The organism is Limnoglobus roseus, from assembly GCF_008254045.1.
In the GTDB taxonomy this organism is placed as follows: Bacteria; Planctomycetota; Planctomycetia; order Gemmatales; family Gemmataceae; genus Limnoglobus; species Limnoglobus roseus.
This window is the reverse complement of the sequence record NZ_CP042425.1, coordinates 3,217,646-3,235,802: the sequence shown is the minus strand read 5'-3', so window position 1 is coordinate 3,235,802 and position 18,157 is coordinate 3,217,646. Positions and strand designations below refer to the sequence as shown.

The window sequence follows — 18,157 nt, the reverse complement described above, 5'->3', positions numbered from 1 at the left end:
CCCTTCACCCGTTCACCCCTTCAAACTCTTATCGCGGCATCGGGGGCGGGAACAATTTCGCCGGGTCGAACTTCTCGCCGAGCATGTCCCGCCAGATCCGCCGCTGCTCCCGCGTCAGTCGTTCCTCGATTTTGTCCATCTCCTCTTGGCGGAGGGCGTCGATCTTCTTCTGCGTCTCCGGGTCGTTGGTCCGCCCCATGCCGCCGGTGAGTTCGCGGAGGTCCTTGTTAAATTCCTCGGTCACGCTCTTCACCTTGGTCTTCTGGTCGTCGGTGAGTTTGAGTTCCTTTGCGACGGTCTCGTTGCTGAACGCCCGAATGCCCATGAGTTGCCGCTCGATTTGAAGGAGCCGCTTCGTCTGGTCCGCCGACAGTCCGTGCATGAGGGCGATGCGGTCTTCGAGGAGTTTCGTCATCACCTTCAACCGCGTGAGTTGATCCTCGTCCTCGGGGCCGAGGGTCCGCAGTTTCGTCACCTCTGCCGTGTACGTCTCCTGATATTTCGCGAACTTGTCCTTCATCTCGCTGGAGATTTTCAGGTCGTCCTGGAGGGCCTTGTTCGATACGAGCATCGACTTCAGGTTGAAACTGCCCGGCCGGGGCAGTTGCTGAGCGTGCGTTGCCGTCGTCGTCAGAAGTGCACCGATCATCGCGATTGAGACGTGAAAGAAAGGACGCATCGGTTCTCCCCATCGGGCCGCGGGTGGGGCTACCCCGCCCGCATACCCTGAATCGTACCCACACCGGATTCGGGGCGGCAAGCAAGAGATGAGGAGAAATGCGAGAAATCCGCCCGGATCACGCGCGGCTCTCATAAATCGCCGACTGGCCGATGTTCTCTTCGACCTCCACGCGAATGACCTGGGGGGAGAACCCACGGCCACGGACGTCCGCGAGCAACCGCCCGGCGATCCACTTCGCGAGCAGTTCGGCCGTCGTGTTCTCGATCGGCAGTAAGATGCAATCCTCGCGCGGGAACAGCCACTCCTTTTGGCCGAACGTGACGCGAACGCGGTCGGCGGTCTCCTCCACCGAGAGCAGCGGGTTCAGGGTGGCGAGCAGGACGTGGTGATCGAGTTCGAACGAAATGGCCTGCGTTCGGTCGCGGAGGGCGATGAAGTCGAAGACGTAGTGGTTTTCGTCGAGCGGCCCCTCGACCTCGACGGCCACGCGGTAGTTGTGGCCGTGCAACCGCTCGCCCTGATCGCGGTTGAACGTGATGAAGTGCGCGCAGCTGAAGATGAACGAGTCCTTCGTCACGCGGACGTGGTAGCGTTCGGTGGGCATGGTGTTACCGCAAGGGTTCGGGAGGCGGGAACGTGACGTTGCGGTACACGTCGGCGAGCGGCACGGTCGCGCCGACTTTGGCGAGGGTGAAGTTCCCGGCCGGGTCGGCGAAGATTTGCAGGTTCCACGTCCCGTCGGGTTGGCGGACGAACTGCTCGACCCGTGCTTCGTCTTGGGCGACGAGCACGTAAACTTGGAGGGAAGAGATCTGCCGATAATGTCGGAATTTCGTCCCGCGGTCGTAGGTTTCCGTGGAGTCGGACATCACTTCGATGACGACCTGAGGGTTCGTGATCGTACTGCGGTCTTCGGACGCGAACGCGGGCTCGCCGCAGACGATAACGATGTCTGGGTACGTGTACAGTCCGGTACGATCCACGAGCACTCGTTGATCGCTGGAGTACGAACCGCACGGCCCGCCTTTCATGCGGCCGAACAGTTCACCGACCAAGTTCTCTTTCACCCGGTTGTGAGGCTCCGATGCCCCGGCCATGGCGAACATCTCGCCGTTGTAGAACTCGCTCTTGAACGCCGCCTTCCGCTCGATCTCAAGGTACTCGGCCGCGGTCATTTTGCGTTTCGGCACAGCGGTCATCACGGCCCCTCACAACCAGTCGGGAACGGCCCAGCGGAACGGGTCGGCTGGCTTCACCTTATCGTCCCGCAGGGCGACGAACAAGCATGCCGTCACGAGGTCGGCCGTCGTACCGGGGTTCAACTTGTTGCCGTCGGACCGCAGGTGCGCGTCGAGTTCCACGCCCGCCCGTCGGCCTTCGGGCGTGTCGAGGCCGCCGACGTTCAGCACGGCCGCGGCACGCCGTTGCACGTCGTCCGCGACAGCCCCATCGTTCTTGCGAGCGATGAGCGAATCGGGGAACGCGGCCAGCCATTTCAACTGGCACTCGATCACCGCCGACTCGATGCGGCCGAATTTCGCGAACGCGGCCAGGAACGCCGGCACGCCGAACTCGAACACATCCGCGAAGCCGGTGGCGTACTGTTTCGCGATCCGGTCGCGGTCGGCGGCGAGTTTCATCGCCTCGGAGAGTGTGACCGTCGGCTCTTGGTTCACGTCCTGTTCGGCCGCGTCGCCGAGGCCGCCGGGGTGGGCGATGCGGATCGCTTCGAACACGTCCTTCGTGGTGTCGAGATCGAGTTTCGCGATGAACCGCGGGATCGCGTAATGGTTCTCGTCGCAGTACAGCAGCGGCAGGAGGAGCAGCAAGATGCCGAGGTTGGTGTTCTGCCCGCAGACGCGGCGGGTTTCCTTCACCGCGTCGAGCAGCACGCGGCCGAACGGCCAGCCGTACATCGCCCGGTCCAGCGGCTTCGCGACCGCGGCGGCGCTCAGGGTGAAGTCGAGGTATGTCGTCCCGGCGAAGTCGGCGTAGCGGTGGACGTTGCCGACCTTGCGGGCCGTCGCTTCCCACAGGCACGCCGTCTGGATGTGCAGTTGCACGTCCTTCGGCTCGGCGTGTTCGTGAATGTACTTTCGTTTCCCGGCCACGGTTCAGCCCTCCCCGACGGCCCGCACGACGGCGGCCGCCACGTCGAGGCCGCACGTCGGGGCCAACGCCTTCCATCCCGGCACGGCGTTCACTTCGATCACGAGCCATTCCCCGTTCTCGTTCAACAACAGGTCCACGCCGGCAACGATGGCCCCGGTCGCGGCGGCAGACTTCACGGCCAGTTCCTTCACGGCGGCCGACGGTTCGTGTCGCTCGGCCGTGCCGCCCTGTGCGACGTTTGTCCGCCAGTCGCCGTGGCCGGTCCGCGTCATCGCGGCGAGAACCTTCCCGTTCAGCACGAACGCCCGCACGTCCCAGCCGGGGTGTTTCACGAACTGTTGCACGTAGAGAACGCCGCGGGTTTGCTCGATGGCGTGAAACGTCCGCCAGGCCAACTCGCGGTCGGTCACGCGAACCATGCCCCGGCCCTCGGCCCCGAACAGCGGCTTCACGACCACGTCGCCGCCGAGCGCATCGAACGCCGCGATCGCGTCGTCGGCCAGTTGACAGACCACCGTCCGCGGCACCGGCAGCCCGGCGTTCGCGAGGCGAACGTTCGTCAGGTACTTGTCCACGCACGTCTCGACGGCCCGCGGCGGATTCAGGATCGGTCGGCCACTCGCCTCGAAGGCGTGCATGACGTCCATGCGGAAGACGACCTGTTCCAGCGACCCGGCCGGCATCGTGCGAATGATCGCGGCGTCGAACGCCGACAACGGAGCGTCGTTCCCGGCCGAGACGCGCCGGAAATCGACGGCGGCCGCCGTGTGCCCGAGGTCGCGGGCCGCCCGGAGCAAGTCCTGGACGTGCCAGCCGTCGCCGCGGGAGAGAATAGCCAATCGCACGCTCAAACTCCGAAGAACGACTTCCGCAACAATCCTGCCTCTACGCGGCCGAATGTGAACGCCCGGCCGGTCTTGAGGTTCACGAACGTCACCTCGGCCGGCGAGAACAACATCGGGTCGATGTCGTAGAAGTTGCCGTACCGGGCGTACAGTTCCGCGAACGGGGCACCGTGGTCCTTCGACGCGGTGGAGGGCACCTTCGGCCCGATAGCAGCGAGTTGCTCGTCGTCGGCCCGCACCCAGAGCGTCACGCGGCCGCCGTAGAGGATCGCGTCGTTCGGCCGGCCGATGGCGTTCAGGTCGTCCTTCGCCACAGGGGGAAGCGGGGCCACGCCGAAGCCGCTGACGATGTTCTTCACGTCGAACTTCAGTTCGTGCAACTTGTGCAGGGCCGTCTCGACGCTGCGGGCCACGACTTGCACCGCCCCGGCGACACTCGCGGCCGGTGCGACAAGGAGCGTCAACTTCTCAACGCTCGTCGGCAACTTCTGCACGATGGCGGTGACGGCTTCCTCCGTCGGGTGGTGGTTCGCTTCCAGCACGCCGACGGCACAGGGCGGTTCCTCGTTGTAGCCGATGTCGGCGAAGATCGGTTCGCGGGCCGATGCCGCCCGCATCGGGCCGGACCCCATCGCGAAATACTTCCCCGCCTTCACCTGCCAGCCGGCGTACTGCGACGCCAGGCACGCCCGCGTCGCGTGGTCGGTCGTCACCTGCACGGCCGGCCCCGGCAGGTCGGCGAACGGCGACGGCACCAGCGACACGTCGGCGAGATCGGCCAGGCACGCACGGCCCATCATCACGCCGGCGGCCAGGCTTCCCTCGATCGCGCCGCCGCAGTCGATGATCCGCGTGCCGGCCACGCGCGAAACGCTGATGCGTAACTGTTCGGCGTTCGCTTCCATCGCGTCGGCGACGGCCCAGGCTCGTTCGTTGAGGGTTCGCATGACAGTTCCCCGAGGGTTCGACATTGGTTTATCAACTCAAAAAGCGAAATGAAAAATGCAAAACGCCGGCCCGGCCTGTATAACAACAGTTCGAACTTTGCCCGTACCTCGTCTGCGTTGCTATGGCCATCACGAAAAGTCTGCCGCTCGCCACCGCCGCACCCGTCACGCCGAAGGGGAGCTACGCCTTCATCAGCCTCGGCTGCCCGAAGAACACCGTCGATTCCGAACGGATGCTCGGCAAACTCGCCCAAGACGGCTACGCCTTCCAGGCGTCGACCGAAGGGGCCGACGTGGTCGTGGTGAATACCTGCGGGTTCATCGAACCGGCCCGACAGGAATCGCTCGGCGTTATCCGCGAGATGCTCGAACTCAAAAAACAAGGCCGCGTCGGTTCAGTCGTCGTGGCCGGCTGCCTCGCGGAACGGCACAAGGATTTGTTGCTCGAAACCGTGCCCGAGGTCGATCAGATCGTCGGCGTGTTCGGCCGCGAGGACATCGCCCAAGTCGTGGACCGCGCCGTTCAGCATCGTGAGGAGCAGCGGTCGTTGTTCCGCCCGGCCCCGGTGCGGGCACTCGAAGACACCGCCCGCCTGCGCATCACGCCACGACACTACGCCTACATGAAGATCAGCGAGGGCTGCGACCGCCTTTGCACCTACTGCGCCATCCCCAAGATGCGCGGCAAGCACGTCACGAAGCCGATGGAAGAAGTGATCCGCGAGGCGAACGAACTCGCCGCCGACGGCGTGCGGGAACTCATCATCGTCGCCCAGGACACGACCTACTACGGCATGGACCTGTACGGCCGCACGCGGTTGGCCGAGTTGCTGAAGCAACTCGACGGCGTGAAGGGAATTGAGTGGATTCGCGTCCTGTACGCCTACCCTGAGCACATCGGCGACGACGTGCTGAACGCGCTCGCCGGCGCGAAAAAGATCATCCCGTACATCGACATGCCGCTCCAGCACATCAATGACCGCGTGCTGCGGCGCATGGTCCGCCGCGTCGACCGCGACGCCACCGAGAAACTGCTTGCCCGGATGCGGAAGGCGATCCCGAACCTCGCGATGCGGACGACGTTCATCGTCGGCTTCCCCGGCGAGACGGACGCCGAGTACGAGGAACTGAAGGCGTTCGTCGGCGAACAGAAGTTCGAACGGCTCGGCGTCTTCCCGTACTCGCTCGAACCCGGCACACCGGCCGAGAAACTCGACGACCACATCCCCGACGACGTGAAGCAAGCCCGCGTGGCCGGCATCATGGAGTTGCAACAGGCCATCGCCTTCGACTACGCGGCGAAGCAGGTCGGGAAAGAACTGACGGTGATCGTGGACGGCCCGGACCCGGAGTTCGCGAACCACGTCCGCGGCCGCACCACCGCCGACAGCCCGGACATCGACTGCGAGATCCGCGTGAAGGCCAAGAACCTCCGCCCCGGCGACTTCACGAAGGTCAAGGTGACGAGCGCCGACGATTACGACCTCACCGGCCGTGCCGTCGGCAGTCCGTGGTAAGTAACGCTGCTTTTTTTCGCACCTCAGTCTGCAATTTGAGATGCCCGGAGAAGTGTTGCGGTAGCTGCTCTTCCCGGGCAAAAATCCACTCCAATATTCGATCAACATTCCACGAGTTCTTTTTGCTCGGCCCAGGTTGCTGTGTTAGGAATCCGTACCTTCTGACTCGCCCAAGGACCGTCGGTCGCTTGCGATAGCAGAAGTCGATTCCGTCCCGGCTCTCCTGGGTTCTGGAACTTCTGTCCGAGGTTTTGACTATGACCACGCGCGGTCGCTGGCGTGAGTTGCCCAGTCGGTCTGGATTTTCTCTGATCGAGTTGCTGGTGGTCATCGCGATCATCGCCATTCTCATCGGCCTGCTACTGCCCGCGGTGCAGAAGGTTCGGGAGGCCGCCGCCCGGGCGACCTGCACCAATAACCTGAAGCAGATCGGTCTGGCGTTCAACAATTACGAATCGACCTACGGCTGCTTGCCCCCGGGGGCCGACCCTCAAATGGCCGGGCCGCTGATCTACCTGCTGCCGTACGTGGAGCAACAATCGCTCTTCTCGGCCTATCAAATCCGACCGTACAACGCGGCCAGCCCCCAGCCGAACACTTACGGGATGTACTTCCGCGACCCGCTGAACGTCCCCCAGAGTGTGGCCGCGATCGGGACGCCGCCGGCAACGGGCACGTACCCGCTAACGCCGGACTTGAAGGTCTTCACCTGCCCGTCGGCCGACCCGCAAGCGAGCGGCCAAACCGGGGTGGTGCGGTTCCAGACGGGCGGCGTGGCCGGGCGCGATTTTAAGAACACCGACTTCAACCCGGCCGAGGGCTTTTCGAGCCTGATCCCGTACTACCCGTACGGCGTGGCCGGGACGCCCGGAGCAACGACGCAAGTCGCCTACGGCCGGACGAACTACATCCCGATGGGCGGCTACCTCATGGCCCCGTCCGACGGGCCGTACCTGCCGGGCCTGTTCACGTTCAAGTCCAAGACGCGGATGGTCCAGGTCACGGACGGGACGAGCAACACGGTCGCGTTTCTGGAGTCGATCGGGGGCCTCATGCCCGGTTCGGGGTGGTGGGGGAACTCGATCGGCATGACCAGCCAGCTCTCGGCCTTCGGCATGTGCCCCGACCGGACGAACGGCAACTGCGACTTCTCCAGCGACGGTAAGGGCTTCGGGCGTGGCTTGCCGGGCAGCCTCCACACGACCAACCGAATCAACGTGGTCTTCGGCGACGGCTCGGTGCGGAACCTCTCGCCGACGATGGACTTCACGACTTACGTGTACATCTGCGGTATCAGCGACGGGGCCGTCGCGACGTTCGAATAAGACGTACCGCCGCACGAAATGAAATACCCTCTTACACTCGCGAGTCACACCATGAAACTTCCGAACATCTTCCTCTTGGCCGCGGTTCCTTTCTTGGGCCTGGCGGCCGGGTGTGGGGATTCGAGCCAGGCGGCGAACCCCAAGATCGAAGCCAACTCCAAGCAAGCCCTCCGCACCATGAGCCGGCCGGACCCCAATACGGTTGAGCCGGTTGTTGTTAAAGGAAAGAAGCAGGCACCACAATCTCTGGTGACAGAGAACTGAGTGTCGGGGCCACAATCGCCGACCAACAGCAACGCCGCCGGGGACATCCCCGGCGGCGTTGCTGTTTCGTTCTCGTTAGGCCGGTGACTTACTTGCTCGGAGCGATCTTGGAGACGTCCTTCGTGATGCTTTCGATGTCGGCGTCCTTGATTTCACCCTTCTTGAAGCTGTAGTTAGCCTTGACCTTGTGGTCGGTGTACAGGAGGACGGTCACGTCGGCGTCCGACGCGATCTTGTACTTTTCCGGGCCGGCCGGGTTGTCCACGGTCACGGTCAGGTTCTTGAGGCCTTCCTTCTCGACCATCTTCTTCAGTTCGGCCGGCAGCTTGTCGTCGTCGCTCATGAACACAGCGTAGCTGCCCATCTTGGCGTCCGCGTGCTTGGCCGTTACTTCGTCGAGCTTCTTGATGAGCTTGGCGGTTTGCGGGCAGGTCGCCGTGCGGGCGAAGACCACGGCCACGGGGTTGTCGCCGTGCTTGCAGTACATGCAGGCCTTTTCGCCGGCCGAGTCGCCGTTGATGTTGAGCGGGTGGAAGGGGCCGGGGACCGTGTCGCCCGTTTGCGGGCCAGACTTGACGTGGTCGGCAAAGGCCACGCCGACAACCGCCGCGACGGCCAGAGCGGCCGCGAACATCATCTTCCGCATTTCGGAGTCCTCAGAACGAGAGAGTGAATCGACGACCCACCACCGGCGATAGGTCGGGGCCATTGTAGGCCGATGGCCACCAGCAGAAAGCTCATGACCAGGAAAACATACCCGATTGCGGCGAGAATCTTACGCGCGAAAGCGAGAACATCTTAAGTCTTGATCATGTGTCAATTTCGACGCAGTGGGGCCGTAGCCACTCCGGTCGTCACGATGTGTCCGATAAATCCGCAGCCCTGTCGACCCGGACTCCGCGCAACGGACGGATCTCGTAAAAATCAGCCGAGAAGCCTATGCGATGACCAACTCACCGCGTAGGATAGCAATACTCCCCATCGCGAATTTGTTCTCCGTTTCGCTTCTCGCCAGCGGAACACTCTCTCAAGAACATTTTCCACCCCTCCCACCGAACTCAACCGATCCCATTCTGAGGAAGCCCATGCTTGGGTCTCGTTCCCGCCGCGCCTTTACGCTCATTGAACTGCTCGTCGTGATCGCCATCATCGCGATCCTCATCGGCCTGCTGCTGCCCGCCGTGCAAAAGGTCCGCGAAGCCGCGGCCCGCTCGAAGTGTTCCAACAACCTGAAGCAACTGGCCCTCGCAGTCCACGGCTACGCTGACACCAACAACGGTGCCCTGCCGGTGATTCGCGACGTCGGCCTTCAGAACAAGTGGAACGCGACCGGCTGGGGCCTCCACTCGATCTACTTCCGCGTCCTGCCGTACATCGAACAAGGCAGTCTGTACAACCTATACGTCCCCACCACCGGCACGACCACGGCCGCGGCGACGGCGTGTACGACCAGCTACGTCAGTGCGGTGACGCCGGCGACCGGCTCGACCAAGAAAATCCCCACGTTAATCTGCCCATCGGACCCCACGGGGAGCAGCGGCGACCAAACTTACTCCGTCGCGGTCGGCGGTGGTACTAGCAACGGTGTGACGGCGACGGCCGTGACCACCACGCTGACGCCCATCAGTTACGCCGCCAACGGCGTGCTGTTCGGCCAGACCGGGCCGACGTTCCCCACGAGCCTGAACACCGACGGCACGTCGAACACGATCATGTTCGCCGAGCGGTACATGGATTGTAACGGCACCCCGAACCTGTGGGCGCTGGGCACCTACGGGACGGTCGTGTCCCCGTTCGCGGCGACGCCGGCCTTCGTGTGGGCACAACCGACTGCGAACGCGGCGTCCGGCACGGGCCAGTTCATGCCCAATACGCCGGCCGTGTTGACCAGCGGTTCGGTGCTGGGCGTCACGGGCACGGGAACGCCGAATACTGGCGGCGGTACCGTGAACAACCCCACGCCCGTGTTCCAGGCGGCCCCGAGCAAGACGGCGTGCCTGCCGTCGGTGCCGCAATCGGCCCACACCGGCGTGATGCTCACCGCGATGGGCGACGGAACGGTGCGGACGGTTAATGCTTCCATCGCCCCGCTGAGTTTCTACGCGGCCATCACGCCGAGCGGCGGCGAGACGAATGGCCTGGACAATTAATTAGTCGACGAGGTGCAGTGAAAATGACGGCCGGCCGGGTAAGACCCGGCCGGCCGGGTTCATTTATTTCTTCGCCGGATTCGGCTGCTTGGCCTGGTACTGCTTCCACTTCGCGAACGCGGCGTCGCGGGCTTTGTCGTCCGCGAATGCGTAGTACATGTAGCTGAATTTGAGGGCGTCGTTGAGGTTCTGGGCGGTCAAATTCTTGACTTCCACGCCATAGTCTTCGGGCTTCTGCTTCGTCACCAACAGGCTCATCACCAGCGCGATGTCCCGGACCTGGACCTCGTGGACCGTCCGCTGGTTGTTCACGATCCAGTTCACCGCGTACTTCGTCTTGTCGTCCATCGCCTTCGCCAGTGTCGGCAAACCGTCAGCCCCGACAACGCGGGCCGTCGTGGTCAGCGCGTACATCCGGTAGATGACCGGCGAGGTTTCGGTCGCCAGCACTTTCTCGGCGTACTTCGTGACCGGGATGTCTTTGAGGTTGAGTTGCCCGGCCAGGTTCATCGCCTGGTAGATTTCGAGGTAGTTAGTCCGCGAGTCCATCCAGTGGGCGAGCAGTTTGCGGAACGGTTCGCCCGTCTCGGCCGTGACCGCCTCGCGGACGGTCGGCTGGCTGAGCAAGTTCGTGATGGCGTAGGAGTAGTTCCGGTTGGCGATCGAAACCGTCGCCTCTGCGAACAGGAGCGTCACCACGTCCCCGGTTCTGGCCGGCGTGCGGACGCCGTTGGGCGAGTAACGAACGGACTGGTTGTACAGCAGCATCCGCCGGTTCAGCACGACCTTTTCAAGTTCCTCTTTCGGCGACCCGAGGGCCTGGAGGACTTCGACGTTGTCCTTCGACTGGCAGGCGTCAGCGAAGAGTGTCCGCGCGTCGGCGGTGTTGCCAGTGATCGTGCGGAACGCCCCCCAGCCGGGCAGTTTGTGGTCGTACTTCCCGTCAGCATCGGAAACAAACGCCGCCAGGCGGGCCTTCAGGTCGGCCGTCTCGATGGCCGGGAGCAACGTCTCGCAGCGGACGCGGACTTCCGGGTCGGGCGTCGTGTTGAGGGTGTCGTTCAGGACCGGCAGAGCGGCCCGGCCCAACTTCCGCAACTCGCGGGTGGCGTCGTCGCGGATGCGGAAAACCGGGTCGCCGAGCTTCGCCACGAGTTCCTGCGCGCGGGTCGCCTGCTCCCGCGTCGGGGCGAGCTTGGACGGGTCGGGGTCGATGGCGGGCAGGCGCGGGGCAAAGCCCGCGGCGAGCGAACCGACTAGAAAAAGTTTCGCGGCCGCATGGCGAGTCATGGCGGCGGTTCCGAGGGGATGGACGAGGGCGGAGTTACTCCAACCAATTATAGACTGCCACCAAACTCCGACCACGCCAACTGGAAATGTTCGACTGCAAGCGGCCGTTTGCCCCGCCGCATGACAAAGGCGGGAAAGTGCTTTCGGGAATGCCCTTTCTCGGGTAAAGTGTCGGGAAGAACAGAACAGTCGTGCCGTCGTACTAATCTGGTCAGGGTACGCCTCACCCGTCCGGAGGAACTGATGTCGTTCACCCACCCCGAGCCACGACGGCCGAGTGAGGCCGCACGCCTGACGCTCACCAAACTTCCCGCCGAGATGCGACTGGCGGAGGTGTTCGCGCGGGCGTGCGAGATCGTCGCGGACGCGGCCCGGGTGGCGCGGGTCGGGGTGTGGCTGTACATCGACCAACGGTCGGCCATGCGGTGTGCCAACTTGTACGAACGCTCCACCCGCGAACACTCCGCCGGGGCCATCATTCGGGTGGCCGACTTTCCCGCGTATTTTTCCTCACTGACGATTCGCAAGGCGGTGCCGGCCGAGGTCGCCGCCACCGATCCCCGGACGGCCGAACTGGCCGCCGCGTACCTGATGCCGCTCGGCATCAGTTCGATCCTCGACGCCGGCATCTTCATCGACGGGGAACTGGCCGGGGTCGTCTGCCACGAGCACGTCGGGCCACCGCGGGAGTGGACGACCGAGGACCGCGACTTCGCCGGATCGGTGGCCGATATCCTGGGCCTGCGGATCCAGTCGGCCGAGGTGGCGGATCTAAGAGCGGCCCTGCGGACTCAGGCCCCGCGGCTGGCGATGGTGGAGAAGGCGGAAGCCCTAGAGCAGATGGCGGCGGGCCTGTCCCACGACTTCCGCAACCTGCTCAGCGTGGTCGTCGGCGGCGGCGATCTACTCGCCGCCCGGAATGACCTGGCACCCGAAGCCCGAGAGATGTTGAACGGAATGGTCGCCGCGGCCGGCCGGGGCGTTGATCTTGCGAACGAGATGATGGATTTTGCCCGGCCCTCGAACCACCCCCCGGCGGTCATCGACCTGTCGGCGGCGACGGGTCAGTTCCTCCCGGTCCTCCGGGCCGCTACCGGCGACCGCCACTCGCTCCGGTACGCCCGCCCGGCGGCGGTCGGCACGGTCCTGATCGACCGGAGCCAGTACACCCGCCTCCTCTTGAACCTCGTCGTGAACGCCCGCGACGCCCTGCCCGGCGGGGGCGAAATCCGGATGCGGATTGCCCCGGTTCGCATCGACCCGGGGACGGGCGTGCCGGGGCACTACGTCATGGTCGAGGTGGCCGACGGGGGCGTGGGGATGGACGACTCGACGCGACGGCGGGCGTTCGACTCGTTCTTCACGACGAAGTCCAAGGGGACGGGTGTCGGCCTAGCCGTCGTCCGGCGGGCCGTGGACCGGGCCGGCGGGTTCGTGCGGATCGAGAGCGCCGTGGGCAAGGGCACCACCGTCCGGGCGTTCTTCCCCCGCGTCGGGGCGAGCAGCGGCGAGACGACCGAGTACGCCGCGCTACCGCCGGAGTAACCGCAACTAGACCGGAATCAGCACGCGATTCCGGAGGATCGGCGGCAGAACCTCCCACGACGCCTGGTAGCTCACGTCCAGCGGCACGTTGACGTACCAACCCGGCGACAAGAAAACAGCCCGCGGGGCGAGCAAGGAAACGTATTCCCTTGCTCGCCCCGCGGGCTGTCGGTCGCACGGCTTCCGCGATTAGACGTTGTACGCCTTGCTCGTCGTGTTGCCGCCGCGGCCGGTCCAGTTCGTGTGGAAGAACTCGCCCCGCGGCTTGTCGGTCCGCTCGTAGGTGTGGGCGCCGAAGTAGTCCCGCTGAGCTTGCAGCAGGTTCGCCGGCAGGCTCGCCGTACGGTAGCCGTCGAAGTAGCTGAGGGCCGAGGTCATCGTCGGCATCGCGATGCCGTTCGTGATGCCCGCCGCCAGGGCCGTCCGCCAGCCGGCCTGGGCGTCTTGCACTTCCTTCGCGAAGAACGGGTCGACGAGTAGGTTCACCAGCTTCGGGTTGCGGTCGAACGCTTCCTTGATGTTGCCGAGGAACCGGCTACGGATGATGCAACCGCCCCGCCACATGAGGGCGATGCCGCCGTTGTTGAGTTCCCAGCCGAGGGCTTTGGCCTGGGCCGACATCAGGTCGTACCCCTGGGCGTAGCTAATGATCTTGCTGGCGTAGAGTGCGTCGGCGACGGCGTCGATGAACTTCTGCTTGTCACCGCTGAACGTCGGCTTCGGGCCGCTGAGAACCTTCGCCGCTTCGACCCGTTGGTCCTTCTGGGCCGACAGGCACCGGGCGAACACGGCCTCGCTAATCAGCGTCAGCGGCGTACCGTGCTCGGTCGCGGCGTCCACCGTCCACTTGCCGGTGCCCTTCTGCCCGGCCTTGTCGAGGATGAAGTCCACGAGCGGCTTGCCCGTCTCCGGATCCTTGTACTTGAGGATGTCCGCGGTGATCTCGATGAGGAAGCTGTCGAGCTTGCCCTTGTTCCACTCGCTGAAGACTTCGCCGAGTTCGTCGTTGCTCAGTCCGGCGACGTTCTTCAAGAGAGAGTAGGCTTCGCAGATCAACTGCATGTCGCCGTACTCGATGCCGTTGTGGACCATCTTGACGAAGTGCCCGGCCCCTTCCGGCCCGACCCAGTCGCAGCACGGCGTGCCGCCGTCGACCTTCGCGGCGATCGCCTGGAAGATCGGCTTCACGGCCGGCCACGCTTCGGCCGCCCCGCCCGGCATGATGCTCGGGCCTTTGAGCGCGCCTTCTTCGCCGCCGCTCACGCCGCTGCCGACGAACAAGATGCCCTTTTCCTTCAGCGCCTTCATCCGCCGGGAGGTGTCCGGGAAGTGCGTGTTGCCGCCGTCGATGAGGATGTCGCCGGCTTCGAGGTACGGCAGCACCGAGTCGATCGTGTCGTCGACGGCCTTACCGGCCTTCACCATCATCATGACCTTCCGCGGCCGCTTCAGGCTGGCGGCGAAGTCCTTGAGGTTGTGCGCGCCGACGAACTTCTTCCCCTTCCCGCGGCCGTTGACGAAGGCGTCAACCTTATCGGTGGAGCGGTTGAACACGGCACAGGTGTAGCCGTGGCTTTCCATGTTGAGCACGAGGTTTTCGCCCATGACGGCGAGGCCGATGAGGCCGATGTCGGCGGTGGCAGACATGATTCGACTACCTTCTGAGGGAAGATGGAATGAGAGACTGAGGGGCATCTTACGAGGTGCGTGCCGCGGGGGGAGACGGCGGCTCACATCTTGACGATCTTCATCCGCTTCACGATTTCTTCCACCGGGATCAACTCCCCCTGGCCGCTGCCGGGGCAGATCGACTCGGTTCGCTCCCACTGTTCCGGCGATTCGAGGTTGCTCTCCCAGAACGGCCACGTCCGGCACTGTTTCGGCCGCACGGGATAGACCGTGCACCCGCGGCCGGCCTCGAAAAACACACAGTCGCCGTTAGCCTTCTCGCGGAGCGTCACCTTGCCGCGGGCCTTGCGGGTGTACAGCGGCACGAACTCCCGCAGAGGCTCGCCCCGGAACGCGGCGAGTTTGCGGAGTTCCTCCTCGTCCACCCACACGAAGCCGGGGTCGCCGGTGCAGCACTTGCCGCACTGCGTGCAGGTGAAGCGGAGGCCGTCCTGGTACCACGGCTGGTCGTCGGCGTTGTCGGGCATGGTGAACCTCGGCGGAAGGAGCTTTCACTTGTTGTACACGCCCGCCGGCCGGTAGAATCTCCTTCATGTTCGACCTCGTCTTTACCGACCCGCGGAATCCGGTTCACCTGCTCCACATGGAGATGGCCCTGGAAGAGGCTCGCCAGGCCGATGCCGAGGACGAAGTCCCGGTCGGGGCGGTGATCGTCCACGTCGAGCGGGGCGTGATCGCCCGCGCCCACAACCAGCGGGAACAACTCAAAGACCCGACGGCCCACGCCGAGATGATCGCGCTGACGCAGGCGGCCGCGTCGCTCGGGTCGTGGCGGTTGGAAAACTGCTTCCTGTACGTGACGCTGGAACCGTGCCCGATGTGTGCGGGGGCGATCGTGCAGGCCCGCCTGCCGGTGGTCGTTTACGGTTGCACGGACCCGAAAGCCGGGGCGTGCCACACGCTCTACCAGATCACGACCGACCCGCGATTGAACCACCGCTGCACGGTCCTCGGCGGCGTGATGCGGGAAGCGTGCGCCGGAGCCCTCAGCGATTTCTTCGCGCGAAAGCGAGCCCTCGGGAAAAAGTGACCCGCCCGTGCGACCGGCACAACCGTTCCCGTCGCCGCCGGTTTGCCCGGTCGCGGACTCGCTTCGCCAACTCTTCTCAGGTTGGCGCGTTAAAGTAACGACAGCCGAAATCCGTACCGCGGTCCGCACCCGGAGACTCGTTCATGCGGTTCCTTACGAAGCTCTTGATCGGTGCCCTCTTCGCCGGGGCGGCCGCCGACTCCCGCGGGCAATCGCCGTCGTCCGGGGTGGTCCCGCCGTCGAATGCGAGCCTTGACGTCGTGAACTTGCGGACCGAGTGGACCACCGCGATTCCGCTGATTAACCGGCAGGACGCCGTCGGCCTGATTCAAGTCACGGACGGCAACCAGATGTTCATCCAGACGCGGTCGGGCGTGTTGATCGCTCTCGACGCGAAGACAGGTGCCCAGCAGTGGACGCTGAAGTACGAGGCCGCCAACGTCCCACTCCACGACGTGGCCGTCAACGACCGCTACGTCGTGGCGACGAACCTGGCCACGATGTACCTCCTGGACCGCTACACCGGCCTGCAGGAATTCAAGTACAAGCTGCCGCTCGTGCCGTCGGCCCCGCCGACGATGGACCTTGACACCATCTACCTCGCGCTCAACGGTCAACGGGTGACGGCCTACGCCCTGCCCCAGGCGGTGAGCATGCCCGAGCGACTGAACCGGGCGAAGGCCGATGCGACCACCGGTGGGGTCGTGAGCCTCACCGGCAAGAATCCGGCCGACGTGGTCGCGACCCGGTACCCGAGTACGTCGCGCAACATCCCGTTCACCCAGCCGGTGTTCGACGAGCCGAAGGTCAGCGTCGGGGCGAACGTCGGCGGCACGGCCGGGACGCTCGGCGCCCAGCGATCGCCCTCGCTGTCGATCCCGAACTCGGTCCGGCCGCCGTACACCGCGTTCGACCAGCGGGGCAAGTACCTCGTTAAGTCCGACTCCCTTTCGACCGTCCACAGCCTCCGCCAGCCGTACAGCATCCAGGACCCGACCGGGGCCCAGATTCAGCGGACGCCGTCGATCAGCGCCATCCCGCCGTCGGTGGCCGGGGTGCTGGAACGGTCGAGCCTCCTGCCACGCGGGTTGGAACCGAAAGCTCGGTGGGTCATCGGGTCGTCGGTCCGGCTGACGCACTCCCCGCTGACGACGAACTTCCGCGTCTGGATGTCCGGCGACGCGCCGCAACTTCAGGCGATCTTGAAGGAAGACCGGGCGTTGCAAGTCTCGGCCCGCATCCCGAACCTGCCGGCCGCCCAGCCGGTGCAGGCGGAAGACGTGGCCTACTTCCCGCTCGTGGACGGCAACCTCTTGGCGATCGACATGACCAGCGGCGGCGGGTCGGTCGCGAAACTGAACTGGCGGTCGAACGTCGGCGGTGCGATGAACCGGAAGCCGTACCTCACGAAGGACTCGGTCTACCAGGGCGGCGACACGTCCGGCGTGGCCCGCGTGGACCGCAAGACGGGCGAGGTGATCTGGCGGACCGACGACGTTGCCGACACGATTCTCGGCGCGACCGAAGAGGTCGTGTACGTCCGCGACAAACAGGGCATCGTGCGGGTGTACGACAAGAACCGCGTGACCGACCTCGCCTCGAAGCGGGCCATTCAGATCGGGGCGATTAACCTCAGCGGCTTCACCGTGCAGGCCACGAACGATCAGACGGACCGCCTCTTCATGGCGTCGGACACGGGCCTGCTGATCTGCCTGCGGGACAAGGCCGCGAAGTACGCCACCGCCATGTCGGTCGTCCCGCCGCTGCACAAGATCGACCCGACGATTCTCAGGAAGGCCGATCCGAACCCGCCGATGCCCACCGGTGTGACGGACAACCCGCTGGTCAAGTAGTCACTTCGAACGGAGAAGGGGCCGGGAGTCGTGAAACGACTCCCGGCCCCTTCTCCGTTCCCGCACGTCAGATCGTCACCGACGAGAAGCCGCCGTCCACGACAATGTTCTGGCCGGTAACGAACGACGCCGCCTTCGGCGACGCCAGCCAAACGGTCGCGCCGGCCAATTCCTTCGACTCGCCGAACCGGCCCATCGGCGTGTGGCCGATGATCGACTGGCCGCGCTCGGTGTACGTGCCGTCTTCCTTCAGGAGCAGTTTGCGGTTCTGTTCGGCCGGGAAGAAGCCGGGAGTGATCGCGTTCACCCGCACCCCCTTCGTCGCCCACTCGCGGGCCAGCCATTGCGTCAAGTTCAGCACGGCCGCCTTCGACGCCGAGTAGGCCACGACCCGCGACAGTGGCAAGATGGACGCGATCGACGCGATGTTGATGATGCTCCCCTTCCCCGCCGCGAGCATGGATTCGCCGAAGACCTGGCACGGCAGCAGCGTGCCGCCGACGAGGTTCAGGTCGAACACTGCCGACCAGCCGTCGATCGGCAACTTGCAGAAGTCGCCGCCGGGCGGCACGGTCGCCTCCGGCTTGTTCCCGCCGGCCCCGTTGACGAGGACGGTAACTGTCCCCCACTTCTTCTGAATCGCGTCGCGGGCCGCGGTGATAGAATCGCGGCTCATCGCGTCGGCCGCCACGAAGAACGCCGTCCCGCCGGCGGCTTCGATCCGCTTCACGGCTTCCTTGCCGCGCTCCTCGCTGCGGCCGATGATGGCGACTTTGGCCCCGGCCGCCGCAAGGGCGTCGGCCATCGCGCCGCCGAGGACGCCGGTCCCGCCGAACACGGCGGCGACTTCAGATTCGAGGTTGAACAGGTCGGAGGGCATGGGAGAGCCTTGGGGATGAAGGGGTGAA

General features: G+C 64.9%; 19 protein-coding genes. 7 read left to right on the top strand and 12 right to left on the bottom strand.

Features of this window, described 5'->3' with window-relative positions:
• Positions 1-28: 28 nt before the first annotated feature.
• The 6 genes from PX52LOC_RS13645 to mch form a co-directional block, all read right to left on the bottom strand.
• Positions 29-679 carry a hypothetical protein gene (locus PX52LOC_RS13645; RefSeq protein WP_149110618.1) on the bottom strand — a complete coding sequence of 217 codons (651 nt, stop codon included), beginning with the start codon at positions 677-679 and terminating at the stop codon, positions 29-31.
• 118 nt (positions 680-797) lie between these two features.
• Positions 798-1,286 carry a 6-pyruvoyl trahydropterin synthase family protein gene (locus PX52LOC_RS13640; RefSeq protein ID WP_149110617.1) on the bottom strand — a complete coding sequence of 163 codons (489 nt, stop codon included), beginning with the start codon at positions 1,284-1,286 and terminating at the stop codon, positions 798-800.
• Between the two features lie 4 nt (positions 1,287-1,290).
• Positions 1,291-1,881, bottom strand: a complete 591-nt coding sequence (locus PX52LOC_RS13635) for a Uma2 family endonuclease (protein ID WP_149110616.1) — start codon at positions 1,879-1,881, stop codon at positions 1,291-1,293.
• Positions 1,882-1,890: 9 nt separating this feature from the next.
• The gene (locus PX52LOC_RS13630; RefSeq protein WP_149110615.1) at positions 1,891-2,793 is read right to left on the bottom strand and encodes a triphosphoribosyl-dephospho-CoA synthase; all 903 of its coding nucleotides are present in this window, start codon (positions 2,791-2,793) and stop codon (positions 1,891-1,893) included.
• 3 nt (positions 2,794-2,796) lie between these two features.
• Entirely contained in the window at positions 2,797-3,639 is an 843-nt protein-coding gene (locus PX52LOC_RS13625; protein ID WP_149110614.1) for an ATP-grasp domain-containing protein, read from the bottom strand.
• A gap of 2 nt (positions 3,640-3,641) precedes the next feature.
• Positions 3,642-4,586, bottom strand: coding sequence for a methenyltetrahydromethanopterin cyclohydrolase (mch, locus tag PX52LOC_RS13620; RefSeq protein WP_149110613.1), 945 nt, complete (start codon positions 4,584-4,586; stop codon positions 3,642-3,644).
• A 122-nt stretch (positions 4,587-4,708) separates the two neighbouring features.
• Here mch and rimO point away from each other — a divergent pair, with 122 nt between their 5' ends.
• The 3 genes from rimO (at position 4,709) to PX52LOC_RS13605 (ending at position 7,692) form a co-directional block, all read left to right on the top strand.
• Entirely contained in the window at positions 4,709-6,103 is a 1,395-nt protein-coding gene (gene rimO, locus PX52LOC_RS13615) for a 30S ribosomal protein S12 methylthiotransferase RimO (RefSeq protein WP_149110612.1), read from the top strand.
• Positions 6,104-6,360: 257 nt separating this feature from the next.
• Positions 6,361-7,428 carry a DUF1559 family PulG-like putative transporter gene (locus PX52LOC_RS13610; RefSeq protein ID WP_149110611.1) on the top strand — a complete coding sequence of 356 codons (1,068 nt, stop codon included), beginning with the start codon at positions 6,361-6,363 and terminating at the stop codon, positions 7,426-7,428.
• A 51-nt stretch (positions 7,429-7,479) separates the two neighbouring features.
• Positions 7,480-7,692: a hypothetical protein gene (locus PX52LOC_RS13605; RefSeq protein WP_149110610.1), complete on the top strand. Its 213-nt coding sequence runs from the start codon at positions 7,480-7,482 to the stop codon at positions 7,690-7,692.
• A gap of 88 nt (positions 7,693-7,780) precedes the next feature.
• Here PX52LOC_RS13605 and PX52LOC_RS13600 read toward each other — a convergent pair whose 3' ends face one another.
• Positions 7,781-8,338, bottom strand: coding sequence for a hypothetical protein (locus tag PX52LOC_RS13600; protein ID WP_149110609.1), 558 nt, complete (start codon positions 8,336-8,338; stop codon positions 7,781-7,783).
• A gap of 439 nt (positions 8,339-8,777) precedes the next feature.
• Between PX52LOC_RS13600 and PX52LOC_RS13595 the strand changes: the two genes are divergently transcribed.
• Positions 8,778-9,842, top strand: a complete 1,065-nt coding sequence (locus tag PX52LOC_RS13595; protein ID WP_168218979.1) for a DUF1559 family PulG-like putative transporter — start codon at positions 8,778-8,780, stop codon at positions 9,840-9,842.
• Positions 9,843-9,905: 63 nt separating this feature from the next.
• On the opposite strand, the gene PX52LOC_RS13590 is transcribed toward PX52LOC_RS13595, so the two are convergent.
• Positions 9,906-11,132: a hypothetical protein gene (locus PX52LOC_RS13590; RefSeq protein WP_149110607.1), complete on the bottom strand. Its 1,227-nt coding sequence runs from the start codon at positions 11,130-11,132 to the stop codon at positions 9,906-9,908.
• A gap of 243 nt (positions 11,133-11,375) precedes the next feature.
• Between PX52LOC_RS13590 and PX52LOC_RS13585 the strand changes: the two genes are divergently transcribed.
• Positions 11,376-12,677: a GAF domain-containing hybrid sensor histidine kinase/response regulator gene (locus tag PX52LOC_RS13585; RefSeq protein WP_168218978.1), complete on the top strand. Its 1,302-nt coding sequence runs from the start codon at positions 11,376-11,378 to the stop codon at positions 12,675-12,677.
• A gap of 6 nt (positions 12,678-12,683) precedes the next feature.
• Here PX52LOC_RS13585 and PX52LOC_RS43290 read toward each other — a convergent pair whose 3' ends face one another.
• The 3 genes from PX52LOC_RS43290 to PX52LOC_RS13575 form a co-directional block, all read right to left on the bottom strand.
• On the bottom strand, positions 12,684-12,812 hold the full coding sequence (locus PX52LOC_RS43290; RefSeq protein ID WP_261368398.1) for a hypothetical protein: 129 nt from the start codon (positions 12,810-12,812) through the stop codon (positions 12,684-12,686).
• Positions 12,813-12,866: 54 nt separating this feature from the next.
• Entirely contained in the window at positions 12,867-14,324 is a 1,458-nt protein-coding gene (gene gnd / locus PX52LOC_RS13580) for a decarboxylating NADP(+)-dependent phosphogluconate dehydrogenase (RefSeq protein WP_149110605.1), read from the bottom strand.
• 83 nt (positions 14,325-14,407) lie between these two features.
• Positions 14,408-14,833 (bottom strand): YkgJ family cysteine cluster protein, encoded by a 426-nt coding sequence (locus PX52LOC_RS13575; protein WP_149110604.1) that lies wholly within the window; start codon positions 14,831-14,833, stop codon positions 14,408-14,410.
• A gap of 65 nt (positions 14,834-14,898) precedes the next feature.
• Between PX52LOC_RS13575 and tadA the strand changes: the two genes are divergently transcribed.
• Positions 14,899-15,396 (top strand): tRNA adenosine(34) deaminase TadA, encoded by a 498-nt coding sequence (gene tadA, locus PX52LOC_RS13570; RefSeq protein WP_149110603.1) that lies wholly within the window; start codon positions 14,899-14,901, stop codon positions 15,394-15,396.
• Between the two features lie 143 nt (positions 15,397-15,539).
• Positions 15,540-17,249 carry an outer membrane protein assembly factor BamB family protein gene (locus tag PX52LOC_RS13565; RefSeq protein WP_149110602.1) on the top strand — a complete coding sequence of 570 codons (1,710 nt, stop codon included), beginning with the start codon at positions 15,540-15,542 and terminating at the stop codon, positions 17,247-17,249.
• Positions 17,250-17,316: 67 nt separating this feature from the next.
• Here PX52LOC_RS13565 and PX52LOC_RS13560 read toward each other — a convergent pair whose 3' ends face one another.
• Positions 17,317-18,129 (bottom strand): SDR family oxidoreductase, encoded by an 813-nt coding sequence (locus PX52LOC_RS13560; RefSeq protein WP_149110601.1) that lies wholly within the window; start codon positions 18,127-18,129, stop codon positions 17,317-17,319.
• Between the last annotated feature and the right edge of the window lie 28 nt (positions 18,130-18,157).

Coding starts and splice junctions, on each gene's coding strand:
- PX52LOC_RS13645 (WP_149110618.1), bottom strand. CDS start 679: ATGCGTCCTTTCTTTCACGTCTCAATCGCGATGATCGGTGCACTTCTG.
- PX52LOC_RS13640 (WP_149110617.1), bottom strand. CDS start 1,286: ATGCCCACCGAACGCTACCACGTCCGCGTGACGAAGGACTCGTTCATC.
- PX52LOC_RS13635 (WP_149110616.1), bottom strand. CDS start 1,881: ATGACCGCTGTGCCGAAACGCAAAATGACCGCGGCCGAGTACCTTGAG.
- mch (WP_149110613.1), bottom strand. CDS start 4,586: ATGCGAACCCTCAACGAACGAGCCTGGGCCGTCGCCGACGCGATGGAA.
- rimO (WP_149110612.1), top strand. CDS start 4,709: ATGGCCATCACGAAAAGTCTGCCGCTCGCCACCGCCGCACCCGTCACG.
- PX52LOC_RS13610 (WP_149110611.1), top strand. CDS start 6,361: ATGACCACGCGCGGTCGCTGGCGTGAGTTGCCCAGTCGGTCTGGATTT.
- PX52LOC_RS13605 (WP_149110610.1), top strand. CDS start 7,480: ATGAAACTTCCGAACATCTTCCTCTTGGCCGCGGTTCCTTTCTTGGGC.
- PX52LOC_RS13600 (WP_149110609.1), bottom strand. CDS start 8,338: ATGCGGAAGATGATGTTCGCGGCCGCTCTGGCCGTCGCGGCGGTTGTC.
- PX52LOC_RS13595 (WP_168218979.1), top strand. CDS start 8,778: ATGCTTGGGTCTCGTTCCCGCCGCGCCTTTACGCTCATTGAACTGCTC.
- PX52LOC_RS13590 (WP_149110607.1), bottom strand. CDS start 11,132: ATGACTCGCCATGCGGCCGCGAAACTTTTTCTAGTCGGTTCGCTCGCC.
- PX52LOC_RS13585 (WP_168218978.1), top strand. CDS start 11,376: ATGTCGTTCACCCACCCCGAGCCACGACGGCCGAGTGAGGCCGCACGC.
- gnd (WP_149110605.1), bottom strand. CDS start 14,324: ATGTCTGCCACCGCCGACATCGGCCTCATCGGCCTCGCCGTCATGGGC.
- PX52LOC_RS13575 (WP_149110604.1), bottom strand. CDS start 14,833: ATGCCCGACAACGCCGACGACCAGCCGTGGTACCAGGACGGCCTCCGC.
- tadA (WP_149110603.1), top strand. CDS start 14,899: ATGTTCGACCTCGTCTTTACCGACCCGCGGAATCCGGTTCACCTGCTC.
- PX52LOC_RS13565 (WP_149110602.1), top strand. CDS start 15,540: ATGCGGTTCCTTACGAAGCTCTTGATCGGTGCCCTCTTCGCCGGGGCG.
- PX52LOC_RS13560 (WP_149110601.1), bottom strand. CDS start 18,129: ATGCCCTCCGACCTGTTCAACCTCGAATCTGAAGTCGCCGCCGTGTTC.